We start from the raw sequence: 15,585 nt of genomic DNA, 5'->3' as shown, positions 1-15,585 counted from the left end.
TGAATACTATATACTGAATACTGATATATGAAGTTTCCTAAACCACATACTTTAAAGCAAATAGCACACTTAATAGATTGTAAGTTTGTTGGCGATGCTAATTTTCAGGTTTTAGGTATGAACGAAATTCACGTTGTAGAACCTGGAGATATTGTTTTTGTTGATCATCCTAAATACTATGGGAAAGCTTTAGATTCAGATGCTACCATTGTTCTTATAAATAAAGAGGTAGAATGTCCTGAAGGTAAAGCGTTACTTATTAGTGAAGATCCTTTTAGAGATTTTAATAAACTGACTGATTATTTTAAACCATTTCAAGGTTCAAATACTTCAATTTCTCTTTCAGCAAAAGTTGGAAAAAATACTGTGATTCAACCCAATTGTTTTATTGGACATAATGTGATTATTGGTGATCATTGTACAATTCATTCCAATGTAAGCATTTATGATGACGCTATAATTGGAAATCATGTTACTATTCATTCAGGAACCGTTTTAGGAGCCAACGCATTTTATTACAAAAATAGACCAGAAGGCTATGATAGGTTGAAATCTGGCGGACGCGTTGTCATTGAAAACCATGTTGATATTGGTGCAGGATGTACTATTGATAGAGGTGTTACAGGAGACACCATTATAGGTGAAGGTTCAAAATTAGATAATCTTATTCAAGTTGGTCATGATACCGTTATTGGAAAAAAATGTTTGATTGCTTCACAAGTTGGAATAGCCGGTTGCGTTATTATTGAAGACGAAGTAACTTTATGGGGGCAAGTTGGAACAACTAGCGGCATAACCATTGGCAAAAAAGCTGTTGTCCAAGGACAGTCTGGAGTTACAAAATCTATTGAAGGTGGTAAAACATATTGGGGAACCCCTATACAAGAAGTACGCGCTAAATTAAAAGAAATGGCATCTATTAAGCAGATTCCAAATATTTTAAAGCAATTGAAAAATTAAGAGCATTTAAGATAAATAAGTGCGTTCAAAAAATTACATTTGTACAACAATATTCAAATAAGAAAATATGAGTGTTTTAGTTAATAAAGATTCAAAAATAATAGTTCAAGGGTTTACAGGTAGTGAAGGCACATTTCATGCTACTCAAATGATTGAATATGGAACCAATGTAGTTGGAGGGGTAACTCCAGGAAAAGGTGGTCAAACTCATTTAGACAAACCCGTTTTTAATACTGTTTTAGAGGCTGTAGAAAAAGTAGGAGCAGATACCACTATTATTTTCGTACCGCCAGCATTTGCTGCAGATGCCATTATGGAAGCTGCTGATGCCGGTATAAAAGTAATTATTACTATCACTGAAGGTATTCCTGTTGCTGATATGATTACAGCATCAAGCTATATAAAAAATAAAGCCTGTAGATTAATTGGTCCTAATTGCCCAGGAGTTATTACTCCGGGTGAAGCAAAAGTTGGTATTATGCCAGGGTTTGTATTCAAAAAAGGTAAAGTAGGTATTGTTTCTAAATCTGGAACATTAACTTATGAAGCTGCAGATCAAGTTGTAAAACAAGGCTTAGGTATTACTACTGCTATTGGTATTGGTGGCGATCCAATTATTGGAACAACTACAAAGGAAGCAGTTGAATTACTAATTAATGATCCTGAAACGGAAGCTGTGGTAATGATTGGTGAAATTGGAGGTCAGTTAGAAGCTGATGCTGCACATTGGTATAAAGCAAGTGGAAGTAAAAAGCCTGTTGTTGGATTTATAGCTGGTGAAACTGCTCCTGCGGGGCGAACCATGGGACACGCTGGGGCTATAGTTGGTGGTAGTGATGATACTGCTCAAGCAAAAAAGAAAATTATGAGGGCTTGTGGAATTCATGTCGTAGATTCACCTGCAGAAATTGGAAAAAAGATAGCTGAAGTTTTGGCGTAAATATAGACTGATACCTTCTTTTTGTTTGAAATTATTGTAATTTCAAAACGATAAAAGGTATGATTATAGACTGTAGAAAACCTTGCAAGATTTTGTGAGGTTTTTTTATTTGAAGCCATTTGTATTTGTTATATTTGAAATACTTAGATTAATAATAACTAACTGAATAAAAAATGAAACATCCATGTCTGAAAATTTAGTCGGACAGAAGAATAATTTTATGGATGTTACATCTGACCATTTAAAAACAATAAACATAAACACATGAAACTATTAGAAGGTAAAACTGCCATAATAACTGGTGCTAGTCGTGGAATTGGAAAAGGAATTGCACAAGTTTTTGCTGCACAAGGAGCAAATGTGGCATTTACATATAGCTCATCTGTTGATGCTGCAAATGAATTAGAGAAAGAACTTAATGCTTTAGGAATTAAAGCCAAAGGCTATAAAAGTAATGCGGCAAGTTTTGAAGAAGCTCAAAAACTAGCAGAGGACGTTGCTGCTGAATTTGGTAGTATAGATATTCTAGTTAATAATGCCGGAATTACTAAAGATAATTTGCTAATGCGTATTTCAGAAGAAGATTTTGATACCGTTATTGAAGTGAATTTGAAGTCGGTTTTCAACATGACAAAAGCTGTTCAGCGTACTATGTTAAAACAACGAAAAGGCTCTATTATTAATATGAGTTCTGTAGTAGGCGTAAAAGGTAATGCAGGACAAACCAATTATGCTGCATCAAAAGCAGGAATTATTGGGTTTTCAAAGTCTGTAGCTTTAGAATTAGGTTCAAGAAATATAAGAAGTAATGTAGTTGCTCCTGGGTTTATTGAAACCGAAATGACTGCTAAACTTGACGAAGAAGTTGTAAAAGGATGGCGTGCTGGAATTCCTTTAAAACGTGGAGGTACTCCTGAGGATATTGCTAATGTTTGTGTATTCTTAGCAAGTGATATGAGCGCTTATATTACTGGGCAAACCATAAACGTTGACGGCGGCATGCTAACATAAGCCTTTTTGTCATTCCCTTGAAGAAGGGAATCTCATCACGATAACTTAAAGTTTTTTAATGAGTTCAGAAACTCTATTATATATTATGCTTGCTGGAATTATAGCGCTAGGTTTAGCGCTTTTTCAGTATTTCACTAAAAAGCAGCGCCTATCTAAATTAAACATGCTTTTTTCTTTTTTGAGGTTTTTAAGTGTATTTGCAGTTCTACTACTTATTATCAACCCAAGTTTTGATCAAATAAAAATAGCCGTTGAAAAGCCTAATCTTGTTGTGGCTATTGATAATTCAAGCTCTATAATTCATTTAAAACAAGATAAAAGTGTGCTTGAATTTATTGAAAATATTAAAAATAATAATGCTATTAAAAACAAGTTCAATATAAATTATTACACTTTTGGAGAAAGCCTAAATGCTTCAGATTCAATTACATTTTTAGATAAACAAACCAATATTTCTAAAGCATTTACGCAATTAAATCAAATATATAAGCAAACTACATCGCCAACACTGTTGGTAACCGACGGAAACCAAACTTTTGGAAATGATTATCAGTTTTCATCGAATAGCTATAAACAACCTATTTATTCAATAATTTTAGGAGATACAATTACTTATACCGATTTAAAAATTCAACAGTTTAACGTTAATAAATATGCCTATTTAAAAAACAAGTTTCCAATTGAAGCCATTTTAGTATATAATGGAAATAGTACTATAAGTTCTAAGTTTGTAGTAAAAAATGGTAATACCACCGTATATTCAAAAGCGATTAACTTTTCAAAAAATGATAATTCTAAACTTATTAATTTCACGCTACCAGCCAATAAAGTAGGCGTTAACAATTACAAAGCTACTTTAGTTCCACTAGAAAGTGAAAAGAATAAGATAAATAATACTAAGAATTTTGCGGTTGAGGTTATTAATCAAAAAACAAAAATTGCGATTGTTAGTAATTTTTCTCATCCAGATTTAGGTGTTTTAAAGAAGAGTATTGAAAGCAATGAACAGCGATCAGTTTTTATTTTAAATTCAAAAAATATAATTAATCAAATCAATGATTTTCAATTAATTATATTATATCAACCTAATAATAAGTTTAATGATTTATATAGTATTCTCGAATCACAAAATAAGAATAGATTTGTAATTGTTGGAACAAAAACGAGTTTGGGTTTTTTAAATAGCGTGTCTAACAATTATTCACATGCTATAACAAATCAAACTGAAAATTATCTTGCTGAATTAAATATCAATTATTCACCATTTGTAATAGACAATTTGGATTTTGAATCATTTCCACCACTACTGTCAAATTATGGTGAGGTTAAGTTTAATATTCCATTTCAGTCCATTTTGAGTAAAACGGTTAATGGTGTATCAACAAACCAATCGCTTTTAGCAACGTTTGAAACTAATGGAAGAAGAGAGGCCGTATTATTTGGAGAGAATTTATGGCAATGGCGCGCACAAAGTTATTTGAATGAAAAATCATTTAATGGTTTTGATAACTTTATAGGAAAACTGATTCAATATTTAGCTTCTAATAAACAAAAAAACAGATTAAACCTGGATTACGAATCGTTTTATGATGGAAGTGGAAATATTATAATTAAAGCAGAATTTTTCGATAAAAATTATGTTTTTGATACTCGAGAAGCTTTAAATATTACTATAACGGATAAAGTTTCAAAGGCGCTAAAAACATTTCCGTTAATTTTGAAAAATAATAATTATCAAGTTGATTTAAGTAGTTTGCCACCGTCTGAATATAGCTTTGTAGTAAAAACTTCTAAAGAAAATATATCTAAATCTGGGAATTTTCAAATTTTAGAATATAATGTAGAGCAACAATTTTTGAATGCTAATGTAACAAAGTTGCAACAGTTGGCTAGCAACAGTTCAGGTTTCAGTTATTTTATTGATAATACTCAAGATTTGGTTAACAGTTTATTAACAGATAATAGATATGTTCCTATACAAAAAAGCAGTAAAAATACCATACCTTTGATCGATTGGAAATATCTACTCGCTATCATAGCTTTTAGCTTAGGTTTTGAGTGGTTTTTAAGAAAATATAACGGATTAATTTAAATTAAAATAAAGAATGGAAAAATTACCAAAAGTAGCATTACCTGTTATTATAGCCGCGATAGTGCTTATTGTATTGTTTGCAAAATCAGCAGTAACCATAGATTCTGGTGAGGCTGGAGTACTTTTTAAAACCTTTGGAGATGGTGTTGTTATTGATGAACCACCAATGAGTGAAGGATTTCATATTGTTGCACCTTGGAACAAGGTATTTGTTTACGAAGTACGTCAGCAAGAACTTTTTGAAAAAATGAAAGTGTTATCGTCAAACGGGTTAGAAATTCAAATTGATGCTTCGGCATGGTATGAGCCTGTTTATAATGAATTAGGTAATTTGCACCAGTCTATTGGGCAAGGTTATTTACAGCGTGTTATTCAGCCTGCAATTCGTAGTGCAGCAAGGAGTGTTATTGGACGTTATACACCAGACGATTTGTATTCAACTAAACGTGACGCCATTCAGGTTGAAATCTTTCAAGAAACTAAGAAAATACTTGATAAACAATTTGTTCAATTAAATGAGGTATTAGTAAGAGATGTTACTTTACCGCCTACAATTAAAGAAGCTATTGAGCGTAAATTAAAACAAGAACAAGAATCTTTAGAATATGAGTTTAGATTAGTAACTGCTGAAAAAGAAGCTGAAAAAGTAATTATTGATGCAAAAGGTAAAGCAGAATCAAATAGAATTCTAAGTGCATCATTAACAGATAAGATTTTACAAGATAAAGGTATTGAAGCAACTGTAAAGCTTGCAGAATCTCCTAATAGCAAAGTAATTGTTATTGGTTCTGGCGATAGCGGAATGCCAATTATCCTTGGAAATCAATAAGGCAAGACATTGAATAATTCAGCTTTTAGGACATTCTTTTAAAAATTATTAATTTTTTGAGGTCTAAATATTAATATTGTTGAATTGTTATAAGAATTGTATTTATAATTTGGATTTTATCATATAAATTATAGATATTTGCGTAGATAAAAAAAGACATGACTTTTATTCAAACACATCATCATTTTCATATTTGCTCTCAGGCGAAGTGAAAATGTATTGAGTAAAATCAACATATATTTTTAAACCCGTTTGAGACAATCAAGCGGGTTTTTCTTTTCAAATTGTGGTGATAACGATTTGAAATAGTCCCCACGAAAGTGGGGATCTCATCATAAAAGCTAAAACTTAATAGTAAACTATTAATAATGAGTAAATTAAGAATTGCAGTACAGAAGTCGGGGCGTTTAAACGAAGACTCGATGAGAATTTTAAAAGACATTGGTATTTCTATTGATAACGGAAAAGATCAATTAAAAGCATCAGCACGAAATTTCCCAGTAGAAGTATTCTATTTAAGAAATGGTGATATTCCTCAGTATTTAAAAGATGGCGTAGTAGATGCCGCTATTATTGGTGAAAATGTTTTAATAGAAAAAGGAAACGGCATTACAGTAGTTGAGAAACTAGGCTTTTCAACCTGCAGAGTTTGTATTGCAGTGCCAAAATCTACTAAATATTCAAGTATAAATGATTTAGAAGGCAAACGAATTGCTACATCGTACCCAAATACAGTAAAAATGTATTTAGACAAAAACGGTGTAAAAGCTCATCTTCATATTATTAATGGTTCTGTTGAAATCGCACCAAACATTGGGCTTGCAGATGCTATTTGTGATATTGTTTCTAGTGGAAGTACTTTATTTAAAAACAACTTAAAAGAAGTAGATACCATTTTAAAATCTGAAGCTGTTTTAGCAGTGTCTCCAGTTTTAAGTGAAGAAAAACAAGCTATATTAGATAAAATTCAATTTAGGATTCAATCGGTTTTAAAAGGAAGACAATCGAAATACATTTTGCTTAATGCACCTAATGATAAAATAGAAGATATTATAAATGTGTTGCCAGGAATGAAGAGTCCAACGGTTTTGCCTTTGGCTCAAGAAGGTTGGAGTTCGGTACATTCAGTAATTAGTAAAAACGAATTTTGGGACGTTATTGACGAATTAAAAATTAATGGTGCCCAAGGTATTTTAGTTTGTCCAATAGAGAAAATGGTGCTTTAAACTAAATTTTGTCATTCCTGCTAAGGCAGGAATCTCATGATTTTAACTCAAAGTTAAATAAGAATGAAAATCATAATTAATCCAAATAGAAATGATTGGTTTGAAATACTAAAACGTCCAACACAAACTGTTGGAGATATTGAAGACACTGTAACTGGAATATTTAGTGAAGTCTCTAAAACAGGTGATGTTGCTATTAAAGCATTTACTAACAAATTTGATGGCGTTTCTTTAGAATCGAATGTTGTAACTTCTAAGGAAATAGAACGAGCTATTCAACAAGTTCCAGAAAAGCTTCAAAATGCTATTAGGTTAGCAAAACAAAATATTGAGGTGTTTCACAAGGCTCAAATAACATCAAAAATTTCTATTGAAACAGCTAAAGGTGTACATTGTTGGCAAGAAAAAAGACCGATTCAAAAAGTAGGACTATATATTCCTGGAGGAACAGCACCACTTTTTTCAACGGTTTTAATGTTAGCTGTTCCTGCGCAAATAGCTGGATGTAAAGATATTGTGTTGTGCTCACCTCCAAATAAAAGAGGGGAGTTAGCACCAGAAATTTTATTTGCGGCTCAACTTTGTGGTGTTACAAAAATTATAAAAGTAGGAGGAATTCAAGCTATCGCTGGATTAACTTTCGGTACAGAAACCATTCCTCAAGTATATAAAATTTTCGGACCAGGAAATCAATTTGTAACGGTTGCAAAACAACTAGCTACAAAATATGGTGTTGCAATTGATATGCCAGCTGGACCTAGTGAGTTATTAGTAGTTGCTGACAAAACTGCTAATGCATCGTATGTTGCATCTGATTTATTAAGTCAAGCAGAACACGGCATTGATAGTCAAGTTATTATGGTATCAACATCAAAAAGTTTGATCGATGAAGTTTCAGAGGAAGTTACAAAACAATTGGAGGTCCTTCCGCGTAAAGCGATTGCAGAAAAAGCGATTGCTAACTCGAAACTGATTTATGTTGAAAATGACGATTTGGCCTTAGAACTAATTAATGAATACGGACCAGAGCATTTCATTATATGTGCAAAAAATGAAGATTTATATGTTGATGGAATAAACAATGCAGGCTCTGTGTTTATTGGTGATTACACCCCTGAAAGCGCAGGAGATTATGCTTCTGGCACGAATCATACATTACCAACAAATGGATTCTCTAAAGCCTATTCTGGTGTGAATTTAGATAGTTTTTTGAAGAGCATGACATTTCAAAAAATATCTAAAGAAGGCCTTTTAAATATTGGCGGGACGATTGAGTTAATGGCAGAAGCAGAAGGTTTACAAGCACATAAGAATGCGGTAACTATCCGACTGAAAGATTTAAAAAAATAATACAAGTATAGACCTGTCAAGTTTTGAAAACGTGACAGGTCTCAAGAAAAATAAAATGAATATTCAAGATTTAATTAGACCAACAATAAAAGCATTAAAGCCGTATTCGTCCGCAAGAGATGAATTTCAGGGTAATAGTGACGATATGGTGTTTTTAGATGCAAATGAAAACCCATTCGAAAATGGTGTTAATCGTTACCCAGATCCTCAACAAAGCACTGTAAAATCTTTGCTTTCAAAGATCAAGGGTATTCCGAAACAAAATATACTTTTAGGAAATGGAAGTGATGAAGTTTTAGATTTAATTTATAGAGCCTTTTGCGAACCAAATCAAGATAACATCATTACATTACCGCCTACTTACGGCATGTATAGCGTATTGGCGAATATTAATGCTATTGAAATAAAATGCGTTCAGTTAGACCATAATTTTCAACCAAAAGTTGATGACATTTTGAATGTTGCGAATAATAATTCTAAATTACTCTTTTTATGTTCACCTAACAATCCAACGGGAAATAGTTTTGAAGCGAAATCTATAGAAAGACTCATTAAAGAATTTAAAGGGATTGTCGTTATAGATGAAGCTTATATCGATTTTTCAAATGAAGAAAGTTGGGCAAGTAGATTAATGGAATATCCTAATTTGATTGTGACTCAAACACTTTCAAAAGCCTATGGCATGGCAGGAATTCGTTTAGGAATTTGTTATGCTTCAGAAGAAATTATCTCAGTTTTAAACCGTATTAAACCACCATATAATGTGAATGCCCTAACACAGCTAAAAGCAATTTTACAATTAGAACAACCGGAGTTGACACAACAACAGGTGGCTAATATATTGCAAGAGCGTGATTTGCTAATTACAAAATTGGAGTCTGTAGATTATATTTCAAAAATATACCCATCTGATGCTAATTTCGTGTTAGCTAAAGTTGATGATGCTACAAAACGTTACAATCAGCTTATAAAAAAGGGCATTGTAATTAGAAACAGAACAACACAACCTGGGTGTGAAAATTGTTTGCGGTTTACAGTTGGTACGCCAGCGGAGAATGAGAAATTAATAAAAGAACTTTTATTAATATCGAAATCCTGAACTTGTTTCAGGAACTTTAAAATTGAAATTATAGTTTGAAACAAAACGAAAAATATTATTGTTATATATTATCAAATAAAAACAGAACAGTATTATATATTGGCTATGCTGATGATTTAAAAAAAAGAATTACTCAACACCAAAAAGGTACAGGAGCATTATTTACAAAAAAGTATAATGTAATTGATTTAGTATACTATGAGCAATTTGTAGATAAGAAAGTTGCTAAGTCTCGTGAAAGACAATTAAAAAATTGGCATAAAGACTGGAAATGGAATCTTATTAAAGAAACCAATTCAAACATTGAAACAATTAGTTTAAATTAAACAGACCCTGAAATAAATTCAGGGTGATTAACAAGTTAATCATGAAAAAAGTACTTTTTATAGACCGCGACGGCACCATCATTAAAGAGCCGGCTGATGAACAAATAGATTCATTCGAAAAATTAGAGTTTTATCCAAAAGTATTTCAATATTTAAGTAGAATTGCTAACGAATTGGATTACGAAATAGTGATGGTTACCAATCAAGATGGCTTAGGTACTGATGTTTATCCAGAACATACATTTTGGCCGGTTCATAATTTCATAATTAAAACATTTGAAGATGAAGGTGTTGTTTTTGAAGAACAGTTCATTGATAGAACATTTGCTAAAGACAATGCCCCAACAAGAAAACCAAATACTGGTTTATTGACAAAATATTTTTCTGAAGATTATGATTTAGAAAATTCATTTGTAATAGGAGATCGATTAACGGATATTGAATTAGCAAAGAATCTTGGAGCAAAAGGTATTTTTATTAATGATGAAACTAATTTAGGAACAGACGAAATAACAGTTAAGCATGAAGAGCTAAATGATTTCATTGCATTGGAGAGTAATGATTGGGCTAAAATATATGCGTTCTTAAAAGCTGATGAACGCTCTGGAGGTTTGATAAGAAATACTAATGAAACAAAAATTGCGATTCAATTAAACCTTGATGGTACTGGTAAAAGTAAAATAGATACGGGACTTGCGTTTTTTGACCACATGTTAGACCAAATTGCGCGTCATGGACAATTAGATTTAAATATTAAAGTAGATGGTGATTTAAAAGTTGACGAACATCATACTATAGAAGATACAGCCATTGCTTTAGGCGAATTATTTAATAAAACTTTAGGTAATAAATTAGGAATAGAACGTTATGGTTTTTGTTTGCCAATGGACGACTGCTATGCGCAAGCTGCGATTGACTTTGGAGGTAGAAACTGGTTGGTTTGGGAAGCTGATTTTAAACGTGAAATGGTTGGCAAAATGCCCACTGAAATGTTTTATCATTTCTTTAAATCGTTTACTGATGGCGCTAAATGTAATTTGAATATAAAAGCTGAAGGCAGCAATGAGCATCACAAAATTGAGGCCATTTTTAAAGCTTTTGCTAAGGCCATTAAAATGGCTGTAAAGCGCGATATTGAAAAAATGATTTTACCATCAACAAAAGGGGTTTTGTAAAAGCCCCCTAACCCCAGAAGGGGGAATTCCAAGGTTTGCTAAAAATAGCAAGTCTATAGAAAGAATTTAGATACATGAGTGAGTTAAAGAATATGAGTAAGAGTTCTTCCCCTTTGGGGAAGTTAGATGGGGCTTCTTCTGTAGTAATTATTAATTATGGAGCAGGAAACATTAAAAGCATACAATTTGCTTTTAAACGTTTAGGAGTAGATGCTGTTTTATCAGATAATCCAGAAGAAATTATGGCTGCTGATAAAATTATATTTCCAGGTGTTGGTGAAGCTAGTAGTGCCATGAAAATGCTTCGAGAAAGTGGATTGGATAAGTTAATTCCAACCTTAAAACAACCTGTTTTAGGAATTTGTTTGGGTATGCAATTACTTTGTAAGTCAACAGAAGAAGGAAACACTAAAGGTCTTGGCATTTTTCAAACAGACGTAAAACGTTTTTCTGATGAGGTGAAAGTTCCTCAAATGGGATGGAATGTTATTAAAGATTTAAAATCTGACTTGTTTAAAGGCATCAAAGAAAATGAATACATGTATTTAATACATAGTTATTATGCAGAACATTGCAAGGAAACTATTGCTAAAACAGATTACGGAATCAATTATGCGTCAGCCTTACAACATGAAAACTTTTATGGAGTTCAATTTCACCCAGAAAAAAGTGGGGTGGAAGGAGAGAAAATTTTGAAAAACTTTTTAGCACTTTAATTCCATTCTGAACTTGTTTCAGAATCTATAAGTTTAAATAATAATTTTAGTGAGGTATTACTGCTACATATTATCAAATAAAAATAGAACAGTATTATATATTGCTATGCAGCTAATTTAACAAGGAGAATAGAATAACATAAAAAAGGAATCGGAGCCTTATTTAAAAAGAAATATAATGTAACCGAATTAATTTATTTTGAATATTTTAGGATGTACGACAAATTTCCCTAAAACTGGAATCTTGACCTGCAAGGTTTCGAAAACCTTGTAGGTCTTGAAGGACAAATCTTGAGCCCAAACCTACAAGATACTTAAATCTCGCAGGTTTTCATCAATATTCAGGGTCGTTGTTGGAAACCATATTTGTTATCGTACGAATTCCGAAAAAAGGGAAATTTGTCGTACAACCAGATTTTATAAATAGTAATTTAGCAAGAAATAGAGAAAAACAATTAAAAACGGGCATAAAGAATGGAAATGGAATTTGATAAAGAACTCTAATCCTAATTTAATAACATTAGAAATATAATAAACAGACCCTGAAATAAATTCAGGGTTGATTAACAAGTTAATCAATGAGAATAATACCAGCTATAGATATCATCGACGGAAAATGCGTTCGCTTAACAAAAGGAGATTATGATACTAAAAAGATTTATAATGAAAACCCTTTAGAAGTAGCAAAAATGTTTGAAGCTTCTGGCATTGAATATTTACACTTAGTGGATTTAGATGGTGCTAAAGCGAAGCATATTGTAAACTATAAAGTACTTGAGCAAATTACATCAAAAACGAAGTTAAAAATTGATTTTGGCGGTGGTTTAAAAACTAACGAAGATTTGCTTATTGCCTTTAATTCTGGTGCTAGACAAATTACGGGTGGAAGTATCGCTATTAAAGACCCTGAAGTTTTTGAAGGTTGGATTAATAAATATGGAGGTAACAAAATCATTTTAGGAGCAGATAGTGATGCTGGAAAAATTTCTATAAGTGGTTGGATGGAGCAAACTAAAGAAAATGTTATTCCATTTATAAAAGCGTATCAAAAGAAACGTATTCAATATGTGATTTGTACCGATATATCTAAAGATGGCATGCTTGAAGGGCCTTCATTTGATTTGTACAAAGAAATCATTGAAGAGTGCAGCAATAGTAGTAGCGGACAATCTATAAAACTGATTGCCTCTGGTGGTATTTCTCATATTGATGAATTGCCAAAATTAATCGAGTTAGGTTGTGAAGGTGTTATTATTGGAAAAGCGATTTACGAAAATAGAATCAGTCTTCGAGATCTAGAAAAATTTGTTTAACAAACCGTTTTTTCATTTCCGCGAAGGCGGAAATCTAATTAAAATTTGATAAAGATTTCCACCTTCGTGGAAATAGAAAAAAAAGAATTTTATATGTTAACTAAGAGAATCATACCCTGTTTAGATATTAAAAATGGACGGACAGTTAAGGGTGTAAATTTTGTTGATTTAAGAGATGCGGGAGATCCGGTGGAACTCGCTAAACAATATGCTGATTATGGCGCAGATGAACTTGTTTTTTTAGATATTTCAGCAACCCTAGAAGGACGAGCTACTACTTTAGATATGGTATTACACGTCGCTGAACAAGTTAATATTCCGTTTACTGTTGGTGGTGGTATTTCATCTATTGAAGATGTAGATGCTTTGTTACAATGTGGAGCAGACAAAGTTTCAATTAATTCTTCAGCAATTAAAAGACCTGAATTGGTTAACGAATTATCAAATAAATTTGGAAGCCAATGTGTTGTTGTAGCCATTGATGCTAAAGAAGTTGATGGTGAATGGAAAGTGTATTTAGCTGGTGGAAGTATTCCAACGGAAATCGATTTATTTGAATGGGCAAAAGAAGTTGAAGAACGTGGTGCTGGTGAAATTCTATTTACATCAATGAATCATGATGGCACCAAGAACGGTTTTGCTAATGAAGCGCTTGCAAAACTATCAGAGCTATTAAATATTCCAATCATTGCCTCAGGTGGTGCAGGAAATATGCAACATTTTATAGATACTTTTAAAGAAGGTAAATCTGATGCAGCTTTGGCAGCAAGTGTATTTCATTTTGGTGAAATCCCAATTCCAGAATTGAAGAAAGAATTAAAAAAGAATAATATAGAAGTACGACTTTAGTCGTCATACTGAACTCGTTTCAGTATCTCATAACGAAATAGAAATGGAAATTAAATACGACCAAAACGAACTAGTCCCAGCAATTATTCAAGATGCAATAACAAAAAATGTGTTGATGTTAGGCTATATGAATGAAGAAGCTTATCAAAAAACCATTGAAACAAAACAAGTTACTTTTTTTAGTAGAAGCAAACAACGTTTGTGGACAAAAGGCGAAGAAAGTGGAAATTTTTTAAATCTTGTAGATATTAAAAACGATTGTGATAATGACTCACTTTTAATTCAAGTAAATCCGGTAGGACCAACATGCCATAAAGGAACAGATACTTGCTGGAAAGAAGAAAATTTACCTAATTATGGTTTCTTTTCGACCTTAGAAAATGTCATTGAAGAACGTGTTGCTAACAAAGACACGAATAAATCGTACGTAGCAAGTTTGTTTTCAAAAGGTATTAATAAGATTGCTCAAAAAGTAGGCGAGGAGGCGGTAGAAACCGTTATTGAAGCTCTGGATAATAACGATGAGTTGTTTCTATACGAATCTGCTGATTTGATGTTTCATTATCTAATGCTACTACAAGCCAAAGGTTTTACATTAAAAGATATAGAGAACGAATTAAAGGGAAGACACAAATAAATAAAAAGAGGCTGTCTAAAAAGTCAATTTTGGAGTAAATTGTCACATTGAGCATTGGTGAAATGAAAATATTTTTTCATTGAAAGCACCTTGCGAAGCAAACCGAAATGCATTGAAAATCGAGATTATAATGTTTTCGACTTACTTCGTAAACTCCTTAGTTCAGAATACATTTTGACCTCGTTTATGCTTAAACCGACAACTAGAAAAACTTTTCAGACAGCCTTTTTTTAGATGGTTAGTATGTTTTTTATGATATCCAACCTTTAGAGGCAGATAGTCTTGAAAACCATAGAAAAGCAAAAGCAAAAACAATAATCATGAGTACCATGACGATACTTGCAGCTTCTCCTGTAATTAAAGCATATCCCATTTGTAGTATAACCGCAATTAGCGATATCATCCAAAAAGTTGTTGCTATTTTTTTTCTTAATAATAGAAATATAGCACCTAAGACTGCTGCAAAAACGGCAATAGCAAAAGCGGCCGTAGTCCAGGATGGCGCATTAGCTGCAACTTCAAGTTGCTCGGGAGTAAAGGAACTTCTGTACCGTTCTGTATTATAGGCTTGTCCTAAATAGCCATCTACCCCAAGTCCATTCCAAATAAGTGCAATTACACTTGCAATCCAGAACCAAATAGGTGGTTTGTTTGTTGATGTGGTTGTCATAATTTTTTAGTTTTTAGTTAGTAATACCAATTATTGTTTAAAATAAGCTATAAATAATTTTAATTATATGACGTTCAAATAAAATAGAAAATAAAAGCATAGCCTAAGTTACGGTTTTATTTTATATTGAAATGTGGGCGTAATAGAAACGAATTATATAGTTTGTCATTGTTGTCCGACTAAAAATAGTTCGCTTAAAGAAAACCTTTGCGAACCCTAAGTTTTCAGGGCTTATAAAAAAGAGGGGCTTGCTTTTTGCGATTACTGAAAAATTTTATTTTTTAGAAAGTTATGAATTTAAAAATTACTGTTTATCAATTAGTTACAATCAAGTCTCTGTTCTTGGTTCTAACAGCGAAGCGGTCTTGATTCTTTAATCGGACACTACTAAT

Annotated in this window: 15 protein-coding genes; 14 read left to right on the top strand and 1 reads right to left on the bottom strand. The window is 32.3% G+C overall.

Translation table 11 applies throughout. The annotated features are described in order from the left end of the window. The first annotated feature begins 27 nt into the window (after positions 1-27). The 14 genes from AAC024_RS14130 (at position 28) to hisIE (ending at position 14,523) form a co-directional block, all read left to right on the top strand. Entirely contained in the window at positions 28-960 is a 933-nt protein-coding gene (locus AAC024_RS14130) for a UDP-3-O-(3-hydroxymyristoyl)glucosamine N-acyltransferase (protein WP_339896136.1), read from the top strand. 67 nt (positions 961-1,027) lie between these two features. Continuing rightward, a complete protein-coding gene (gene sucD, locus AAC024_RS14125) occupies positions 1,028-1,900 on the top strand; it encodes a succinate--CoA ligase subunit alpha (RefSeq protein ID WP_339896135.1) in 873 nt (290 codons plus the stop codon). A gap of 264 nt (positions 1,901-2,164) precedes the next feature. Beyond that, a complete protein-coding gene (gene fabG / locus AAC024_RS14120) occupies positions 2,165-2,911 on the top strand; it encodes a 3-oxoacyl-[acyl-carrier-protein] reductase (protein ID WP_339896134.1) in 747 nt (248 codons plus the stop codon). A 58-nt stretch (positions 2,912-2,969) separates the two neighbouring features. After that, positions 2,970-5,003, top strand: a complete 2,034-nt coding sequence (locus AAC024_RS14115) for a VWA domain-containing protein (protein ID WP_339896133.1) — start codon at positions 2,970-2,972, stop codon at positions 5,001-5,003. A 13-nt stretch (positions 5,004-5,016) separates the two neighbouring features. After that, positions 5,017-5,832 (top strand): prohibitin family protein, encoded by an 816-nt coding sequence (locus AAC024_RS14110; RefSeq protein WP_339896132.1) that lies wholly within the window; start codon positions 5,017-5,019, stop codon positions 5,830-5,832. Positions 5,833-6,200: 368 nt separating this feature from the next. Further along, positions 6,201-7,058, top strand: a complete 858-nt coding sequence (hisG, locus tag AAC024_RS14105; RefSeq protein ID WP_339896131.1) for an ATP phosphoribosyltransferase — start codon at positions 6,201-6,203, stop codon at positions 7,056-7,058. Positions 7,059-7,121: 63 nt separating this feature from the next. After that, positions 7,122-8,408, top strand: coding sequence for a histidinol dehydrogenase (hisD, locus tag AAC024_RS14100; protein ID WP_339896130.1), 1,287 nt, complete (start codon positions 7,122-7,124; stop codon positions 8,406-8,408). 55 nt (positions 8,409-8,463) lie between these two features. Continuing rightward, positions 8,464-9,507: a histidinol-phosphate transaminase gene (hisC, locus tag AAC024_RS14095; protein WP_339896129.1), complete on the top strand. Its 1,044-nt coding sequence runs from the start codon at positions 8,464-8,466 to the stop codon at positions 9,505-9,507. Positions 9,508-9,542: 35 nt separating this feature from the next. After that, positions 9,543-9,833: a GIY-YIG nuclease family protein gene (locus AAC024_RS14090; protein ID WP_339896127.1), complete on the top strand. Its 291-nt coding sequence runs from the start codon at positions 9,543-9,545 to the stop codon at positions 9,831-9,833. Between the two features lie 41 nt (positions 9,834-9,874). Further along, complete coding sequence (gene hisB, locus AAC024_RS14085) at positions 9,875-11,008, top strand: bifunctional histidinol-phosphatase/imidazoleglycerol-phosphate dehydratase HisB (protein WP_339896126.1); 1,134 nt, start codon at positions 9,875-9,877, stop codon at positions 11,006-11,008. Positions 11,009-11,100: 92 nt separating this feature from the next. Beyond that, complete coding sequence (gene hisH / locus AAC024_RS14080; protein WP_339896138.1) at positions 11,101-11,724, top strand: imidazole glycerol phosphate synthase subunit HisH; 624 nt, start codon at positions 11,101-11,103, stop codon at positions 11,722-11,724. 578 nt (positions 11,725-12,302) lie between these two features. Further along, positions 12,303-13,037 (top strand): 1-(5-phosphoribosyl)-5-[(5-phosphoribosylamino)methylideneamino]imidazole-4-carboxamide isomerase, encoded by a 735-nt coding sequence (hisA, locus tag AAC024_RS14075; RefSeq protein WP_339896125.1) that lies wholly within the window; start codon positions 12,303-12,305, stop codon positions 13,035-13,037. A gap of 93 nt (positions 13,038-13,130) precedes the next feature. Next, on the top strand, positions 13,131-13,886 hold the full coding sequence (gene hisF / locus AAC024_RS14070) for an imidazole glycerol phosphate synthase subunit HisF (RefSeq protein WP_339896124.1): 756 nt from the start codon (positions 13,131-13,133) through the stop codon (positions 13,884-13,886). A gap of 37 nt (positions 13,887-13,923) precedes the next feature. After that, positions 13,924-14,523 (top strand): bifunctional phosphoribosyl-AMP cyclohydrolase/phosphoribosyl-ATP diphosphatase HisIE, encoded by a 600-nt coding sequence (hisIE, locus tag AAC024_RS14065; RefSeq protein ID WP_339896137.1) that lies wholly within the window; start codon positions 13,924-13,926, stop codon positions 14,521-14,523. Between the two features lie 250 nt (positions 14,524-14,773). On the opposite strand, the gene AAC024_RS14060 is transcribed toward hisIE, so the two are convergent. Further along, positions 14,774-15,193: a hypothetical protein gene (locus AAC024_RS14060; RefSeq protein WP_339896123.1), complete on the bottom strand. Its 420-nt coding sequence runs from the start codon at positions 15,191-15,193 to the stop codon at positions 14,774-14,776. Positions 15,194-15,585 lie beyond the last annotated feature (392 nt).

It is taken from the genome of uncultured Algibacter sp. (genome assembly GCF_963976535.1).
Taxonomy (GTDB): domain Bacteria; phylum Bacteroidota; class Bacteroidia; order Flavobacteriales; family Flavobacteriaceae; genus Algibacter_B.
The sequence above is the reverse complement of the archived record's forward strand: the minus strand, read 5'-3'. Positions and strand labels throughout refer to the sequence as shown.